This is a genomic window from Ulvibacterium sp. (assembly GCF_965228935.1).
Lineage (GTDB): Bacteria > Bacteroidota > Bacteroidia > Flavobacteriales > Flavobacteriaceae > Ulvibacterium.
In genome coordinates this window covers 3,248,615-3,264,473 of the sequence record NZ_OZ245846.1, presented here as the reverse complement: position 1 = coordinate 3,264,473, position 15,859 = coordinate 3,248,615, and the positions used below count along the sequence as shown (strand labels likewise).

The 15,859-nt window shown below is 42.3% G+C and carries 19 protein-coding genes; 9 read left to right on the top strand and 10 right to left on the bottom strand.

Features of this window, described 5'->3' with window-relative positions; all coding sequences use genetic code 11:
- Positions 1 to 11 precede the first annotated feature (11 nt).
- The 3 genes from ACO06Y_RS13710 to ACO06Y_RS13700 form a co-directional block, all read right to left on the bottom strand.
- Entirely contained in the window at positions 12 to 728 is a 717-nt protein-coding gene (locus ACO06Y_RS13710; protein ID WP_422079547.1) for a LytR/AlgR family response regulator transcription factor, read from the bottom strand.
- Positions 729 to 1,829: a sensor histidine kinase gene (locus ACO06Y_RS13705; protein ID WP_422079546.1), complete on the bottom strand. Its 1,101-nt coding sequence runs from the start codon at positions 1,827 to 1,829 to the stop codon at positions 729 to 731.
- Positions 1,830 to 1,931: 102 nt separating this feature from the next.
- On the bottom strand, positions 1,932 to 2,387 hold the full coding sequence (locus ACO06Y_RS13700; RefSeq protein WP_422079545.1) for a DUF4442 domain-containing protein: 456 nt from the start codon (positions 2,385 to 2,387) through the stop codon (positions 1,932 to 1,934).
- A 132-nt stretch (positions 2,388 to 2,519) separates the two neighbouring features.
- Between ACO06Y_RS13700 and ACO06Y_RS13695 the strand changes: the two genes are divergently transcribed.
- The 8 genes from ACO06Y_RS13695 to ACO06Y_RS13660 all read left to right on the top strand — a co-directional run bounded on the left by ACO06Y_RS13695 (position 2,520) and on the right by ACO06Y_RS13660 (position 9,413).
- On the top strand, positions 2,520 to 3,002 hold the full coding sequence (locus ACO06Y_RS13695; RefSeq protein WP_422079544.1) for a DUF4870 domain-containing protein: 483 nt from the start codon (positions 2,520 to 2,522) through the stop codon (positions 3,000 to 3,002).
- Entirely contained in the window at positions 2,999 to 3,520 is a 522-nt protein-coding gene (locus ACO06Y_RS13690) for a nuclear transport factor 2 family protein (RefSeq protein ID WP_422079543.1), read from the top strand. Before ACO06Y_RS13695 ends, ACO06Y_RS13690 begins: the two co-directional genes overlap by 4 nt.
- 153 nt (positions 3,521 to 3,673) lie before the next feature.
- The gene (locus tag ACO06Y_RS13685) at positions 3,674 to 4,009 is read left to right on the top strand and encodes a PadR family transcriptional regulator (protein WP_299537373.1); all 336 of its coding nucleotides are present in this window, start codon (positions 3,674 to 3,676) and stop codon (positions 4,007 to 4,009) included.
- Positions 4,010 to 4,011: 2 nt separating this feature from the next.
- On the top strand, positions 4,012 to 5,838 hold the full coding sequence (locus tag ACO06Y_RS13680) for a PspC domain-containing protein (protein WP_422079542.1): 1,827 nt from the start codon (positions 4,012 to 4,014) through the stop codon (positions 5,836 to 5,838).
- 109 nt (positions 5,839 to 5,947) lie between these two features.
- On the top strand, positions 5,948 to 6,682 hold the full coding sequence (locus tag ACO06Y_RS13675) for a head GIN domain-containing protein (RefSeq protein WP_422079541.1): 735 nt from the start codon (positions 5,948 to 5,950) through the stop codon (positions 6,680 to 6,682).
- A gap of 98 nt (positions 6,683 to 6,780) precedes the next feature.
- Positions 6,781 to 7,791: a dipeptide epimerase gene (locus ACO06Y_RS13670; protein WP_422079539.1), complete on the top strand. Its 1,011-nt coding sequence runs from the start codon at positions 6,781 to 6,783 to the stop codon at positions 7,789 to 7,791.
- Complete coding sequence (locus tag ACO06Y_RS13665; protein WP_422079538.1) at positions 7,791 to 8,846, top strand: pyridoxal phosphate-dependent aminotransferase family protein; 1,056 nt, start codon at positions 7,791 to 7,793, stop codon at positions 8,844 to 8,846. Before ACO06Y_RS13670 ends, ACO06Y_RS13665 begins: the two co-directional genes overlap by 1 nt.
- Positions 8,847 to 8,966: 120 nt before the next feature.
- Positions 8,967 to 9,413: a hypothetical protein gene (locus tag ACO06Y_RS13660; protein WP_422079537.1), complete on the top strand. Its 447-nt coding sequence runs from the start codon at positions 8,967 to 8,969 to the stop codon at positions 9,411 to 9,413.
- Between the two features lie 74 nt (positions 9,414 to 9,487).
- Here the strand turns inward: ACO06Y_RS13660 and trxB are convergent, their stop codons facing one another.
- Positions 9,488 to 10,453: a thioredoxin-disulfide reductase gene (gene trxB / locus ACO06Y_RS13655; RefSeq protein ID WP_422079536.1), complete on the bottom strand. Its 966-nt coding sequence runs from the start codon at positions 10,451 to 10,453 to the stop codon at positions 9,488 to 9,490.
- A gap of 118 nt (positions 10,454 to 10,571) precedes the next feature.
- Here trxB and cls point away from each other — a divergent pair, with 118 nt between their 5' ends.
- Positions 10,572 to 12,074, top strand: a complete 1,503-nt coding sequence (gene cls, locus ACO06Y_RS13650; RefSeq protein WP_422079535.1) for a cardiolipin synthase — start codon at positions 10,572 to 10,574, stop codon at positions 12,072 to 12,074.
- Between the two features lie 127 nt (positions 12,075 to 12,201).
- On the opposite strand, the gene ACO06Y_RS13645 is transcribed toward cls, so the two are convergent.
- From ACO06Y_RS13645 to ACO06Y_RS13620, 6 genes are all read right to left on the bottom strand, one after another.
- Entirely contained in the window at positions 12,202 to 12,858 is a 657-nt protein-coding gene (locus ACO06Y_RS13645; RefSeq protein ID WP_422079534.1) for a hypothetical protein, read from the bottom strand.
- Positions 12,859 to 12,880: 22 nt separating this feature from the next.
- Positions 12,881 to 13,324 (bottom strand): hypothetical protein, encoded by a 444-nt coding sequence (locus ACO06Y_RS13640; RefSeq protein WP_422079533.1) that lies wholly within the window; start codon positions 13,322 to 13,324, stop codon positions 12,881 to 12,883.
- A 60-nt stretch (positions 13,325 to 13,384) separates the two neighbouring features.
- Complete coding sequence (locus ACO06Y_RS13635) at positions 13,385 to 13,825, bottom strand: Hsp20/alpha crystallin family protein (protein WP_422079532.1); 441 nt, start codon at positions 13,823 to 13,825, stop codon at positions 13,385 to 13,387.
- Positions 13,826 to 13,966: 141 nt separating this feature from the next.
- Positions 13,967 to 14,407, bottom strand: a complete 441-nt coding sequence (locus ACO06Y_RS13630; protein ID WP_422079531.1) for a hypothetical protein — start codon at positions 14,405 to 14,407, stop codon at positions 13,967 to 13,969.
- An 18-nt stretch (positions 14,408 to 14,425) separates the two neighbouring features.
- Complete coding sequence (locus tag ACO06Y_RS13625) at positions 14,426 to 14,839, bottom strand: hypothetical protein (RefSeq protein ID WP_422079530.1); 414 nt, start codon at positions 14,837 to 14,839, stop codon at positions 14,426 to 14,428.
- 126 nt (positions 14,840 to 14,965) lie between these two features.
- Positions 14,966 to 15,814 carry a universal stress protein gene (locus ACO06Y_RS13620; protein WP_422079529.1) on the bottom strand — a complete coding sequence of 283 codons (849 nt, stop codon included), beginning with the start codon at positions 15,812 to 15,814 and terminating at the stop codon, positions 14,966 to 14,968.
- Positions 15,815 to 15,859 lie beyond the last annotated feature (45 nt).

The following is a 15,859-nucleotide window of genomic DNA, read 5'->3' as shown; positions in this document are numbered from 1 at the left end:
GGGAAATAGAGCTAAATCCTGTTTTTATCCAACACCTCCAATACGGCATTCTTGTACACATTACCAAGCGGAAAGGACTTCCGGTCAATGACCACATAGGTGTTGGTATAGTTTTGAATATGGCCTAGATTGACCAAAAATGATCGGTGGATCCGGAGGAAAAGATTTTTGGGCAATCTATTCTGCATTTCACCAATGCTCACCATAGTGATGTGGTTTTTCTGGGAAGTGACGATTTTTACATGGTTTTTTAGGCTTTCTATATACCTGATATCCATCAAATTTATCTTTACGTTTTCCCGGTCGCTCTTAACAAAGATGTAGGACGACGGGTCAAATCCGTTGGGATGATAGTACCCTTGATCGGCCCTTAGCAAACGCCTCACCTTTCCTATAGCCTGCATGAGGCGGTCCAACGGAATGGGTTTTAACAGATAGTCCACCACATCCAATTCAAACCCATCCAAGGCAAAATTACGATGGGCCGTAGTAATTAAAACCAGCGGGGGATCCTTAAGGGATTTCAAAAAGGAAAGCCCGTCCAGTTTGGGCATCTCGATATCCAGGAAAATGAGATCTATTTTTTCTTTCTGAAGTACTTCAAAGGCTTCAGAGGCACTCCTGCATTTTGCAACAATTTCCAAATCCTTGAATTCGTTCAGGTGCGACTCAATGACCGTAATCGCAATGGGTTCATCATCCAAAATCAGGCAACGTATAAGTTCCATTTACCGATAGTTTATACTAAGTTCTATTACGTAGGTCTCTCCTTGGGTAATCTGGAGTCCATAGTCAGATCCATAGATAAGATCAAGACGCTTGCGTACATTATTTAGGCCAATACCGCTATTGACCTGGGAATTGTTCCTTTCTCTTTCCGGACGGGCTATCGAAAGGCTATTCTCCACAACAAACAAAAACCGTTGTGTGCTTACTTCTGCCGAGATTCTGATCCAACTGGTTTCCAAATTGGAAGAAGGCCCGTGTTTGAACGCATTCTCAACAAAGGAAATCAAAACCAAAGGTGGGATTTTTTTATCCTTGGTTTCCCCTATTACTTCATAGTCTACTTGCAGTTCATCTCCATATCGTATTTTTTCCAGGGCGATGTAATTCTCCAAATTGGCCAATTCGTCTTCTATGGGTACCAAGGTCTCGTTGGATCCGTAGAGCATATAGCTCATAATTTCCGATAACTTTACAACCATATCACCGGCCTTGTCGTTTTTGGTGAGGATCAATCCGTAAAGATTGTTCAAGGTATTAAAGAGAAAATGGGGCTGTAATTGATGTTTTAAAAATTGAAGCTCGGTCTCCAGTTTTTGGGTGAGCAAGTTTTTGGTCTTCCTTTCATAGGCAATCTGCTGCTGGATAAACTTAATAATGGCCACCAAGGAAACAACAAACAACAGATCCAAGGCCTTATAGACCATTTTATAGACAAAAAAGGGTGCCTTTCCCCAAGCACAGGATAATTCTCCGGAAAGCAAAAGCCAAGAATGAAGGGAACATATTTCCATGATCCTGAGCACCATGGCCCCAAGAAAACAAAGCGTTAGGGTTAGGAACAAGAGCAAGAAATACCGTCTTTTCTCGGAGAATCGCGGCAGCAGATAGTAGATAACAAAATAGGTAATGGTCAGTTTAACGGGAAGCACAAAAAGCTCCACCAAAAGCCAATCCGCATAACTGCCATCCGAATAGGAGTTGGTGTTTACCAACGCATAGAACCCCCACCAACTGCACCAGTACAGTACATGGCGGGATATGCGTTCCCATGTCCATTTTTCATATACCTTGGAGAACAAAAACATTGTACTAAAATACACAACCTTAAATCATTAGCATTCCCAAAAGCTACGAACGTGGGTTTAATTGATACGAACAAAGCCTTTTTTAGTACAAAAATTTGGGGACAATCTCCTTCCCATTCACGTTTTAAGCTTCACCGTCCATTCAAAATCAAAGGTGGACACCACTACGCCGTCCTCATTGATTCCTACGGATTTCATCCAAAAGGTCTGCCCTTCCCCGGTCTCGATGGTCTTTCGGAGGGCCTCCCCTATCAGGCGGCCGTCCTCGCAGGTAAAGGTAATTTTTCCAACGGCTTTTTTTGAAAAGCTGGCCTTATTACTGGCCACGAGCATAGAAATCCGTTGTCCGCTTTCCCAAATCTGGGTAATGACCATGGCCCCCGTACTCATTTCGGCTGCCATACCCTGAACGGCCCAAAACAAACTTTTGAACGGGTTTTGGTTGATCCATCTGTGCCGTACGGTTACCACCGCCTTGGTACTATCCATATACCGCAACCGAACACCGCACCACCATGCCGACGGAAGTTTAAAGAATGTAAAAGTGTTGAATTTACCTATGGATATTGCCATTGCGCCTCTATTTATATTAAAAGTATTGAAAATATTCAAAATACAATTTGTTAATTTATTGTTAAATCTTAGTACTATGTTTTGCAAAGTACCTTCTTTTAGATATATATTTGCATAAGAAAATAATAGGTGATGGAAAATACTTTGAGCAAACACGAAAAAAATCTATCCGCGATCATACATGCGTCTACTTTTTCCAAGTTCTTTATTCCCTTTGGAAATTTCATATTACCCTTGGTATTATGGACGGCCAATAAGAAGGAGTACGAATTTGTGGACTATAATGGAAAACAGGTCTTGAACTTTCAAATAAGCCTGCTTCTGTATTCCATTGTGGCAGGTTTAATAAGTGTCCCTTTTTTCGTGGGTTTCCTGCCCGACCTGTTCAATTTTTCCCATTTCGGTTTTGATGGTCTCAACAATCTCAACAACCTCAACTTTCATTTTGATAGTGACAACTTTAGGTTTGGGAGGTGGATTTGGCCCTTGGGCGCTGTGGGACTGTTACAAGGGGCCCTCTTTATCGTCAATATTGTCTATACCATCTTGGGAACCATACGTACCAATGAAGGACAGTCTTTTAAATATCCCATAACCATAAATTTCATAAAATGATATATCTCGTAAAATACATCATATTTTTTATCCTGTTCCTGGTGCACACTTTTGTCGGTGCCCAGCTAAATCAAAAATCGGAACTGTTCCAATCGTTGAAGGAAAAGGACAGCATTCTATTTGATGCCGCCTTTAACCAATGCGATACCGAAACCATGGCCGACCTGTTCAGCGAGGATTTTGAATTCTATCACGATAAGGGAGGAGTCACTTTTGGTAAAGGCAACTTCCTGAAACCTATGGAGGAAAACTGTGCCAAGAGAAATCCCAATGACCCACAGCCTGCAAAGCGAATTTTGTTGAACGATTCCTTGGAAGTTTTTCCACTCTATAAGGAAGGAGAGCTGTACGGTGCCATTCAACACGGGGTACATCGATTTGAGTTTCTTAATGAAAACCAGGAGTATCAAAAAGGGGATATTGCCAAGTTTACCCATGTCTGGATCTTGGACGAGGGTACGTGGAAAATTAAGTGGGAATTGAGCTATGACCATCAACCAACACAACAGCAATTATAAAGGGTATTCATCACACCCTAAAAAAGGAGTTTAACCGTCAATCAAATCAATTTAGGATGTTTATTCATCGATCAAAAAACGAACAGTTAATCTATGCAGACTACCACTTCAAATACAGGAAAGAAAGCGTCGCATAAAAAGAAAAAAGAAATTATGAACGTAGAGAATACAAAAGCGCAGATGCGCAAGGGGGTTTTGGAGTATTGCATACTTTCCATCCTCGATGGAAAAGACAAGTATGCCTCTGAAATTCTGGGAACCTTGAAGGATGCCAAGATGCTCGTAGTAGAAGGTACCATCTATCCCTTGCTCACCCGTTTAAAGAATGCGGGGCTGCTCAACTATCGTTGGGAAGAATCCACTTCCGGACCGCCACGAAAATACTATACCTTAACAGAAACCGGAAAGATGTTCTTAAAGGAGCTGGATACTACATGGGACGAACTGCGGAAGGCCACTAATCTGGTAACCAACAAAAAAAACAATTAAAAATGAACAAGACAGTAAATATAAATCTCGCCAATATACTTTTTCATATTGATGAGGACGCGTACAACAAAATGCGACGCTATCTAGAGGCTATAAAACGTTCCTTTGCCAATACACCCGGGAGCGACGAAATTCTGGCCGATATCGAGGCAAGAATAGCCGAACTTTTCCAGGAAAAAATGGAAAACGAACGACAGGTCATTACCCAAAAACAGGTGGACGAGGTCATTACCATAATGGGGCAGCCCGAAGACTATATGGTAGACGAGGATATCTTTGAGGACGAGCCAAGGCCCAAAACCGAGCCGAGACGCGTAAAAAAGCTGTATCGGGATACCGAACAGAAATATGTGGCCGGTGTATCCTCTGGTTTGGGACATTATTTAGGCATTGATCCCTTATGGATACGTCTTCTATGGATATTCCTAACCCTGGGTTCGGGGGGAGGCTTTATCCTTATCTATGGCCTCCTATGGATATTGATACCCGAAGCTTCCAGTACTGCCCAAAAATTGGATATGCGTGGCGAAGCCATTAACATCAGTAACATAGAACGTAAGGTAAAGGAGGGATTCGAGGATGTTGCCGAGAAGGTAAAAAGCGTAGATTATGAAAAGGTTGGAAACAGGGTAAAGAGTGGTGGAAAGACTTTCTTTGACACCCTAGGGGATATTATTCTTTTCTTTTTTAAAATCATCGCGAAATTCATCGGGATCATCTTGATCATCATTGGGGCGGCTACCATTATCGGGTTGTTTATAGGTCTATTGACCGTTGGTATCGCCGATGTGGTCAATATACCCGGGATAGACTTTTACAACATAGTAAACTCTAGCAGCGTACCCGTATGGTTAATGTCCCTGTTTTTATTTTTTGCCATCGGCATACCCTTTTTCTTCCTGCTCTATTTGGGGCTCAAGATTTTGGTCACCAATCTAAAATCCATTGGGAACGTTGCCAAATTTTCGCTGTTGGGACTGTGGTTGATTTCCATAATAATACTCATCATTTTCGGGATTCGGCAGGCGGCCGCCCATGCCTATTCCGGCAGTACCACGGTAGAAGATACTTTTTATGTGGACAGTCCCACGGATACCTTGAATATTGCCATTCTGTCCTCCGATCTTATTGATCAGGGAAGACATATTCGTATTGATAATATGCATCTTATCCAGAATGATCAGGGTGAGGAAGTATTGCTTTCGGAAAATGTGCGTCTTACGGTAAAAAAATCCAAGGACTCGGTCATCCGATTAAAAATGCGCAAGGAGGCCAATGGATCATCTTTTAACGAGGCCAGGGCAACTGCCGAAAAAATACAATACGGCTATCTTATGGAAGGCAATAGCCTAGTTTTGGACAATTTCCTTACTACCTCCCGTGAGAACAAGTTTAAGGATCAGGAAGTGAGGGTGGAGCTTTTTCTTCCCGTAGGTACGGTTGTTAACTATGAGAGGGACAATGGTCGTTGTTGGACTTTACGAGCCGACAATGACCGTGGTCTAAATGGATGCGACATGAGCGAGTATACGTGGCAAATGGCACAGGACGGGGAACTGACCTGTTTGGATTGCCCGGAAGGGTTAAATGAAGAAATCGATGAAGATGATGAGAACAAAATCATTATCAATGGGGACGGTATAGATATCAATATTGAGGAAGGTGGTGAGTCCTTTAAATTAAAGGTCGATGAGGATGGGGTGAAGCTCAAGGCAAGCGACAAGGACAACGATAAGGTAAACATCAATATTGGTGATGATGGCAATTCATTTAAAATGAAAATTGAAGAAGATGGCACAACGACCGAAAAGACGATAACAAAAAATTAATACAACCGGCCATACCGACAGTTTGGACCGCCAATAGTACAGTTCAGTAAAATAAATACGCAAACTACCATTTCAAGAACGAATTTTACATCAATCTAAAACAACGATCATGACAACACTAGTAAAAGTTACCATCGCATTTTTAATCACGCTCTTTTTATCTTCCTGTGCTTTTGATATCAACCTTGGGGATTTTGGACCCGGGAAAAAAGGCAACGGTATTGTAGTGGAAGAAAATCGTACCGTAAAGGACGATTTTACGGAAATATCAGCCTCTGAAGGTCTGCACGTATATGTGACCCAAGCGGATGATTTTGAAATCACGGTAGAAGCCGATGAAAACATTATAGACCTAATCGGCACGGATATCAAAAATGGAAGACTGCGGGTGCATGCCATAGAGAACATAGGTAGGGCCACAAAAAAAATCTATGTTTCCCTCCCCGAGGTCACCGCTTTAAAAAGTTCCAGTGGAGCACATTTAAATGCAAAAAACACTTTGGAAGCGGATAAATTGGAAATAGATTCCAGTAGTGGATCCAATTTAAATGTGGAATTTGTCGCAGGCGATGTTGATATAGATGCAAGTAGCGGGGCCAACCTAAATCTATCCGGAGAAGCCGAGGTAGCCTATATAGATGTTAGCAGCGGTGGCAATATAAATGCCAAGGGATTGGATACCAAAACCTGCCATGCGGATGCCAGTAGTGGCGGCAATCTAAGTGTCAGTGTTTCGGAATCCCTGACTGCGGATGCCAGCAGTGGCGGCAATATCTCATATTCCGGGCAGGCCTCCGTACAGAGCAAAAAGAATTTATCGGGGAGTGTCACCAAACGGGACTGATTTTACAGCAGCCTAGCGCAAACGAACCCCGGTGATATCATCGGGGTTATGATTTCATAGTAGGCCCTGTTTGTTTATCTTAGCAACAAAACTTTTGCATGCGATTGGACCTAAAAAAATTCGTTCTACAATTGAAGCATACGTTCAGTATTTCCAGGGAGTCCCATGATTTTCAGGATACGTTGATCGTTTCCTTGGCCAAAGACGGAAAAATAGGTTTCGGGGAGGCCACTTCCAATCCTTACTACCAGATTACCGTCGAAAGCATGATGGCGGAAATTGAAAGTGTACAGCATGAAATTGAATCCTTTAATTTTACGATTCCCGAGGAATTTCACCGATTCTTGGCCCAAAAAGGATTGAGCAATTTTGCCATCTGTGCCCTAGATCTTGCCGCCCATGACCTTTATGGAAAACTACTCGAAAAACCGTTGTATGAAATTTGGGGAACAAAACCGGAGCACTATCCCATTACCAATTATACCATAGGCATTGCGGAAATTGACAAAATGGTGGCCAAAATGAAGGAACGGCCATGGCCCCTTTATAAAATAAAGTTGGGAACCGACAATGATGTGAACATCGTTAAGGAACTGCGCAAACACACGGATGCTATTTTTAGAATTGATGCCAATTGCGCCTGGACGGCGGAAGAGACCATTTACAATGCGCCCCAGCTTCGGGATTTGGGCGTGGAATTTTTGGAACAGCCTTTAAAGGCAGACGATTGGGAAGGTATGGAACGGGTAATGCACCAAAGTGTACTTCCTGTAATAGCGGATGAAAGTTGCATTGTCGAAGCCGATGTCGATAAATGTGCGCTTCACTTCAATGGCATCAATATTAAATTGACCAAATGTGGTGGCCTTACCCCTGCCCTACGGATGTTGGAAAAGGCCCGGGAAATGGGACTTCAAACTATGGTAGGCTGTATGACCGAATCTACCGTGGGCATTTCCGCCATTGCCCAGTTATTGCCCCAATTGGATTATGTGGATATGGACGGCCCCCTACTTTTGAAGGAAGATATTGCCGATGGGGTGATAATTGGAGAAGGGGGAAACATAGTTTTTCCCGATTTGCCCGGTAGCGGAATAACCCTGAAGTAATGGCACACTATATTGATACCTTTCCCGGACGTGAGATAACCATAAAAGGCAAGGACTATCTCTACTTTGGGGGAACTTCCTATTTGGGTCTACAAACGGACGGGGAATTTCAAGCTACCCTGATTGGAAACATAAAAAAATACGGTACCAATTACGGCGCGTCCCGTAATTCCAACGTTCGTTTTTCCATTTATAAAGAGACGGAACAGCATCTGGCCGATCTTGTGGGCAGTGATACCTGTGTTACCTTGTCATCGGGTTATCTGGCCGGACAATTCGTGGCCCAATATTTCGATACTGCAAAATATAAACTCTTCTATGCGCCCAACACCCACTCTGCCCTACATTTGGCCACCAACATAAAGCAAGCGGTAACTTTTGCCTCGCTCAATATTGCCGTTCGGGAACATTTGCATGGGAAGAGCAAAAGCATTCCTGTAGTCTTACTGGATTCCATAGATTTTTCCGGGGCCCACTATCCCGATTTTGAAGGGTTAAAACAACTTCCTTTGGACAAGGTAATCCTAATAGCGGACGATTCCCACGCAATAGGCGTAATAGGTTCCAGCGGTGGCGGGGTTTTTGGAATCTTAAAATCCTTAAACCCAAAGGAGTTGATCGTTAGCACTTCCTTGGGAAAGGGTTTTGGCATACAGGCCGGGGCCATATTCGGTACCCAAGACAGGATAGGGCAATTGTTGCGTACTCCTTTTTTTGGAGGGGCCAGTCCAGCCGCTCCCGCCTATTTGGCGACCTTACTGGAAAGCAAGGAACTCTATTCGGGAAAAAGGAAACAGTTGGTAAAAAATATAGCTTGTTTTTTGGATAACGTGAAGCAGAGGAAGCGCTTCAACTTCATGGAAGGACATCCGGCTTTTAGCTACTCCGATGTACGGCTTACCAACTATCTCTTTGAGCATGGTATTATCATAACCGATTTTAGCTATCCAAACGAACATGCCGGACTTAAGAGTAGAATTGTACTAAGTGCCCATCACACCAAAAAGGACATTTTAGACTTGGCGGAGTTGATCAATACCTACAAATCCTATTAATTTTCCAATAGTTACGGTATTAATGATTTCTCATTATTAAGGTGGTATCATTATGGATTTAACAAAAAATTTCGTAACTTTTGATACACTGAATAATCGCTAACATAAAAGAACACAACCATGAAAAAGTTACTCGCCTTAATTTTTTTGATGTTGTTCTTGGTATCCGCTACCCACATGACAACATCCGAACAACAATCGGAACCCTCTTTGGAAGGAACTTGGGAACTCATCAACCGTTTTAATTACGATGGAATAAACGTATCCGACACTATTCCAAATGTCAATGGATACAGACAGGTAAAGATTTATAGTAAGGGAAAAGTAATGTGGACCCGCTATTCTCCGGACGACCCTAATGAGTGGTTTGGTTTTGGCACCTATAGCAATACCATGGACACTTTGCAGGAACGACTGGAATATGGCTCCAAGGTAATGATGGGCGTTGTGGACACTATTGAGGTATTCAAGTTTGAACTACAGTTACATCCCAATTCATATAGTCAAATATCCTATGATGAGGACGGGAACCGGACTTTTTCCGAAAATTATCAACGAATCGATTAATGATTCAAGTTCACAAAATGAAAAGGCCGCTGTTCTTGTCAGCGGCCTTTTATTTTATTATAAACAAAGTATCCTTAGACTACCTCTTGCGGAGTCTCCACCGTAGCAAGATAACGCTCGGCATCCAAGGCCGCCATACAGCCCGTACCCGCCGCGGTCACTGCCTGCCTATATTCCTTATCCTGGGCATCACCACTTGCAAAAACCCCAGGTTTATTGGTCTTGGTGGATTTTCCTTGGGTAAGGATATAACCGGTTTCGTCCATATCCAACTGCCCTTTAAAAATGCCTGTATTGGGCGTATGTCCAATGGCAATAAATAATCCTGTAATGGCTATTTCCTCTTTTTTTCCGGTCTGGTTGTTTACCATACGAAGACCCTCGACGACCTGATCTCCCAAAACCTCATCGATTTCAGTATTGTAGCGGACATCGATATTCTTTAAACTGTTGACCCTATGCTGCATGGCCTTGGAAGCCCGCATATGATCCTTTCGTATCAACATCGTAACCTTATTACAGATGTTGGCCAAATAGGAAGCCTCCTCGGCAGCAGTGTCACCTCCCCCAACAATGGCCACATCCTGCCCTTTGTAAAAGAACCCATCACACACGGCGCAGGCCGAAACGCCTCCACCTCGTAAACGCTGCTCACTGGGAAGGTTAAGGTATTTGGCCGAAGCTCCTGTAGAGATGATTACAGTCTCCGCTTCTATTACCTTGTCATCATCTATGGTCAATTTGTGGATACCGCCAATTTCGTCGCTCAATTCTACCGCAGTTACCATTCCAATACGTACATCCGTACCAAAGCGCTCGGCCTGTTGTTGCAATTGAACCATCATGGTAGGCCCATCTATACCTTCGGGATATCCGGGAAAATTATCCACTTCCGTGGTTGTGGTCAATTGCCCTCCGGGTTCCATGCCCGTATACATGACCGGTTTTAAATCTGCCCTGGCCGCATAAATAGCGGCAGTATAGCCTGCGGGACCCGAGCCTATTATTACTGTTTTTAATCTTTCTATTTTCTCCGACATATTCAAAAATCCTTATCTTAAATTTACCTAGGACAAAAGTAGGTTTTTTGCAAAAAACCTTACACTTAATTTGTGAAAAGTTATTCTGACCGATGTCTTCCTACCGGGCATCCCCAAAATGATCAAAATCATAGGCGATAATGAACTGCATTGCCTACCTTCATACCGTCCAATTAGCGGCTTTATGTTTTTGACCATACTACTGGTATTGTACTTTCTTACAGCCATTGGCCTTGTTATGGGGTTATTGGTCAATGGCGCCAGGCCTACCAAGACCCTGGCCTGGTTGTTGGCCATATTTACCATTCCCGTGGGTGGTATCCTTTTCTACTTCGTCCTCGGGAGAAATAAAAGAAAAAACAAATTTTTCGAATTAAGAAAGACTCCCGGAATATCCGAATACCTCCACAAGGTAGAGGATTATTATCAAAAATTGGATGAAGCCAAGATGCTACCACCACATGCCAGGGAACACATTAAATTGGTAAAACTTTTGACCAAAAGCTCAATGTTTCTTCCCAGTGCCGGCAATTCGCTCTTACCACTCAAAAACGGGCCGTCTACCTATGAGGCCATTTTTAATGCCTTGGAAAACGCAGAAAAATACATCCATATCCAATACTACATTTTTGAAGAGGGTGAATTGGCAGATAGTTTCCTTGAACTATTGGGACGCAAGGTAAAGGAAGGCATCAAAGTACGCTTTTTATACGATGGCTTCGGAAGCTGGGAATTGAGTCGGGCCTTTATACAATCCTTGGAAAGTTCAGGAATAGAAGTGGCCAGCTTCTTACCCATGCGGTTCGGGAAATTTCTGTCCTCTCTCAATTATAGGAACCACAGAAAGATTGTGGTGGTGGACGGGAAGATAGGTTTTACGGGCGGAATTAATATTTCAGATAAATACATAAAAGGTGATCCCGATCTGGGCATGTGGCTAGATACCCATTTACTGATCAAAGGCCCTCTGGTAAGGAGCCTGGAAGCGGTCTTTGCCATGGATTGGTGTTTTGCCAGTGGTACGGAGGATGTCCTCTCCGCAGAATATTTTTTGGAGGAAACCCCGGTAGGTCAGTCCTTTGCCCAAGTTGTAGCCAGTGGGCCCGATTCGGATTTTGCTTCCATTCGACAGCTTTATTTTTCCATAGTCAATTCAGCTACACAATATGTTTACATCATTAACCCGTACATCGTTCCCGGAGAGGCGTTATTGGAAGCATTACAGGTATGCGCCCTGTCCGGTGTAGATGTGCGCTTGCTCTTGTCCACCAAATCGGATAGCCGTCTGGTGAAATGGAGCGTACGTTCCTACTTTGAGGATATGCTAAGGGCGGGAGTAAAAATCTATCTCTACCCTGAGGGATTTCTACATAGCAAGGTCATTATTTCGGATGATCGGTTGACCTCCATAGGAACGGCAAATCTGGATGTTAGAAGTTTTGAGCAAAACTATGAAATCAATGTTTTGACATATGGCGAGACTATGGCATGTGAACTAAAAAAGGACTTTATCCGGGATTGTGAAATAAGTAGCCAAATTGATTATCACACGTTTAAAGGAAGACCTATGACCGAACGGCTTAAGGAAGGGGCCGCCAAAATTTTTAGTCCGTTGCTATAAAAACGTTTGCAGGCATAAGTACATGAACATGTATGCCATCCAATCCCTCAAAAAGCCTAGGCTTAGGTAATTTAACGGGTTTTTCTATTGGCTTCTATCCAAAAACCCCTATTCAAAACCCTTGATGCTAAAGACCGGTAACTTCATTGTTCGAGCCTTTATAAAAAATAAGGTCCTGCTCCTCCATGGCCAGAACTACCAATTTTATGTAGTCATTAATGGTCTTATCCATATTGGCCGGGTCGGTAATATCTATGGCCCCTCTCCAAATCAGTTCCATTTCCTTATCAACACAGATACAAAACAGTGATGTTTCTACATGGTATACGGTAAATCCATCGTAATAATCCTCATCGTAATAAATATCCTGATGTCCTTTATAATCATCTGAAAAAGTTCGGAAAAGCTGGTTCATACCTTTTATTTTCCTTCTAAACGTCTGCTTGTCCTGAGAACCTACCACCTTATTGAACAGTATGGCATCAAAATCCTTATCGAGCAGTTGCTGCTCCACTCTCAAAATTTCGTCGTCCGATCGCGCCGATGCCGTAAATTCCACATCGAACAGATCCAGACTTCGAACGGATTCCACCCCTCTTTTTGTAAACTCCCGTTGCATCTTGCTCTCAAAAGCCTCTCTTGCCTCTTCATTGGGGGCCATACCCACAATAAGTACTTTATTCGCATGAAACAGAACAATGTCCGGGTTTTTCCAATTATTGACCAATTGTGCTGCAGAACAACCGGTCAAAACCAGTAAAAGAAGTAGAAGTGCCTTTTTCATGGCTTGGTTTATTTATTTAGGTTTAGTTAAGTAGTCGTTTACGTTTCTCTTTTTTCATTACTTTGGAAATAAGCCGGAACAAACTGCTTTTTAGGCTTCTGTATTCGCGTAGATAAGCCTCAATTTCCGTTAACAGATCCCGATGCGTTTCCCTATAGGCCTTTTCCATCTTGGGTTGGTCTATATCGTCTACCATTATTTCCAATTGGTTTTCATGCGCCTGCACTTTCTTAAGCAAAACGACTACTTCCTTTTCGGCCTTGGAAATTGCGGTAATTATTCGCCTACTCTCATCAAATATAGTAACATCCGTTAATTGCAAGGTATAAGATTTTACCAAATCGTTGAGAAATAGCTGCTCATCCCGTACAAAACTCAATTCCGAAAACCAGGACAGGGAAACCTCATGCATTTCCTGTGGACTGATCCACTTGATATATTTGTATGTTTTTTGTTGTGCGTTCATAGCTAAAGTCTTAAAAAGCGGCAGACAGGGACAGTTCTGTTTACCGCTTTAAACAAGAGGTTAAATAACCTCAATCTTTTTTTTGGCTTTCTCTTTGGTATTTTCCCTTTTTTGAAGGTTCAACCTTAGGATTCCATTTTTATAAGTGGCCTTAACATCCTTGGATTCGTCAATGGTTTTGGGCAGTTGCAAGGCTCGTCTAAATGAACGATAATTGAATTCCTTACGGGTATACTCATTATCCTTCTCGGTTTCTTCCTTTTCCTTTTCAGCGGACACTTCCAAAATATGGTCCTCCAACGAAATTTTAAAGTCTTTCTTGTCAAATCCGGGAGAGGCCAATTCAATTTCAAAATCATCCTCGCGCTCTTTTACATTCATGGCAGGGGATGATTTTTCCAGATTGAAGAAATCATTGTTAAAAAAATCTTCCCTGTTCAAGAAATCGGTCAAACCGTAGTTCCATGGCCATCGGTTCTTTGTGAATTCAATGAGTGACATAGTTTCTTGTTTTTTTGGGTTATTACTTATTCTGTTCCCCTAAGTTATTGGTATTGCACATGGTTTGAAATGATTATGATCAGTTGCACATCCCTAATTCCTATGAAACCGGGCCCCATAAGCAGGTTTTTGTCAATACCATTATTCCTTAGTCCTTGGTCTTCGTTTTTTAAGGATGCCTCCGGCATAGTTGAAGATTTCCGATTTCAGGTCTTGAAATTCGCTTACAAATTCCATGACCTCCGTCCCTAATGTATCATGCTTCCGGTAGTATTCCTCATCGCAAACGGCATCCTTGCATTCCAGTATTCCTCCAAGGTGGTTTTCATGATTCGAAATGTTGTGTTTGACGAGACTCTTTTTCGACTTTGATTCCTTTAACCGGCGTAAATAGTCCTGTAGCCGTTCAAAGAGATTCGGGGTATCCGGTTCAAAAACATAAGAGTTCAACAATCGGTCTATAAAAATCATCTCATCCTCTATGAATAGCAACATGGATTTCCATTGTTGGGAAGACCTATGTAATTCCTCGATCTTTTTACGCTTCCTAAGCTGATCTGACTTCAATTTGGCTTTTCCCATTTTCGAAACAAATTTTATCTAATCCCTATCTTTCTTAAAAAAATCCCGAACCAAAGCCTTTACCTGATTATTTGTCATGCTGTCCACCCGGGTTACTGTTTTAATCTTTATGGCCAATTGGGGGTATTTTTCCAAAAGCTCTTTTTCAAATTTTTCCCCGGTTTCCGCAGGCCCAAAAATGGCCAAGGCATCGGCATCCATTACCGTCTTGGCCAAATCCTTAAAATAGGCCTTAAGCTGATGTTTTTCCCTTTCTAAATATTTACTATCCTGTACCACATCCTGGGGACCCCAACGTGTCTTGGACCGCGAACCTCCTTTGGGGTTATAAAACTCCACATTGGATTGAAGCGTGCTAATTTTTTCTCCCTTTTCCGTACACACCACAATATGTGCCTTTTCCTTATCTATCCAGATTCCAATATTCTTCATTTGTTGTTGTTTCCATTTTCAAATCTACCCTAATATTCCCGTCCATTGACCAATCGTACATTGCATTGTCCAAGGGTGACTTTCTCAAAGCAGAAGCTATGGACGGTATATACAGGTACACTCATTTTATGAATAATCGTTCAAGGCCAGGATCGGAATACGGGAGTGATAGCCCAACTGTTTCACCAAAGGTTTTGAGAGCATACTACCAAAAAAACGATGTTTTCTATTTACAAAGGCGATCATATCACTACCCCTACTTTCTATGAAGGCGGCTATTCCCGTATGTACTTTAATATCATTTAGCATATGAAAGCTATGGTTTACGTCTTCCAATATAGCTTCCAATAGAATTTTATTGCTTTCTTGAATGCGACTGAGCTCCGGATTCTCTTTTATATGCAATACCCTAATAAAGGAACCGTGCAGCTTGGAAATTTCCTTAAGATGATTTAACTCCCTGCGTTTAAACCCAGTGATATAATCCGTAGGGAAAACAATTTCTTTAGGTGTAGCAAAGGTAACCTGTTCCGGTATGGCCATTACAGGGCATTCGGTTATCCTCTCCATAGCGTCCACAGTATTGGTGCCAAATAAAATGGTATCGGAGCCGGTGGCTCCTTTGGTTCCCATGACCACAATATCTATATCTTTTTTGGCAATAGTGTTTTTGATAGCATAAAGCAGGGAATTGTAGGTTGATATCGTATGATACGTGTGCTTTTCATTTTGCCCGTGTAGTTTTAGAATCTCCTTCAGTTTTTCAAACCCTTCCTCGGATCTTTTTTTGGCAGCTTCATAAAACTTTTCCCCAGGTTCCGGTACCATCATACTGTCAATAGAATACCCATGTACCTGATAGGCATTTAAAAAATAAATATCGCAACGCTGATTCCCGTATAGGCTTAACGCATATCGAATAGCGTTTAAGGCATTCTTGGAAAAATCCGTTGGCAGTAAAATTCTTTTGTCCATAGCATTATTTTTATTGTTTCCATAAAATTAAAGCCGGGACAAGGA

Coding starts and splice junctions, on each gene's coding strand:
- ACO06Y_RS13640 (WP_422079533.1), bottom strand. CDS start 13,324: ATGAACGCACAACAAAAAACATACAAATATATCAAGTGGATCAGTCCA.
- ACO06Y_RS13680 (WP_422079542.1), top strand. CDS start 4,012: ATGAACAAGACAGTAAATATAAATCTCGCCAATATACTTTTTCATATT.
- ACO06Y_RS13690 (WP_422079543.1), top strand. CDS start 2,999: ATGATATATCTCGTAAAATACATCATATTTTTTATCCTGTTCCTGGTG.
- ACO06Y_RS13625 (WP_422079530.1), bottom strand. CDS start 14,839: ATGAAGAATATTGGAATCTGGATAGATAAGGAAAAGGCACATATTGTG.
- ACO06Y_RS13700 (WP_422079545.1), bottom strand. CDS start 2,387: ATGGCAATATCCATAGGTAAATTCAACACTTTTACATTCTTTAAACTT.
- ACO06Y_RS13695 (WP_422079544.1), top strand. CDS start 2,520: ATGGAAAATACTTTGAGCAAACACGAAAAAAATCTATCCGCGATCATA.
- ACO06Y_RS13645 (WP_422079534.1), bottom strand. CDS start 12,858: ATGAAAAAGGCACTTCTACTTCTTTTACTGGTTTTGACCGGTTGTTCT.
- ACO06Y_RS13665 (WP_422079538.1), top strand. CDS start 7,791: ATGGCACACTATATTGATACCTTTCCCGGACGTGAGATAACCATAAAA.
- cls (WP_422079535.1), top strand. CDS start 10,572: ATGATCAAAATCATAGGCGATAATGAACTGCATTGCCTACCTTCATAC.
- ACO06Y_RS13630 (WP_422079531.1), bottom strand. CDS start 14,407: ATGGGAAAAGCCAAATTGAAGTCAGATCAGCTTAGGAAGCGTAAAAAG.
- ACO06Y_RS13710 (WP_422079547.1), bottom strand. CDS start 728: ATGGAACTTATACGTTGCCTGATTTTGGATGATGAACCCATTGCGATT.
- ACO06Y_RS13660 (WP_422079537.1), top strand. CDS start 8,967: ATGAAAAAGTTACTCGCCTTAATTTTTTTGATGTTGTTCTTGGTATCC.
- ACO06Y_RS13635 (WP_422079532.1), bottom strand. CDS start 13,825: ATGTCACTCATTGAATTCACAAAGAACCGATGGCCATGGAACTACGGT.
- ACO06Y_RS13685 (WP_299537373.1), top strand. CDS start 3,674: ATGAACGTAGAGAATACAAAAGCGCAGATGCGCAAGGGGGTTTTGGAG.
- ACO06Y_RS13620 (WP_422079529.1), bottom strand. CDS start 15,814: ATGGACAAAAGAATTTTACTGCCAACGGATTTTTCCAAGAATGCCTTA.
- trxB (WP_422079536.1), bottom strand. CDS start 10,453: ATGTCGGAGAAAATAGAAAGATTAAAAACAGTAATAATAGGCTCGGGT.
- ACO06Y_RS13670 (WP_422079539.1), top strand. CDS start 6,781: ATGCGATTGGACCTAAAAAAATTCGTTCTACAATTGAAGCATACGTTC.
- ACO06Y_RS13675 (WP_422079541.1), top strand. CDS start 5,948: ATGACAACACTAGTAAAAGTTACCATCGCATTTTTAATCACGCTCTTT.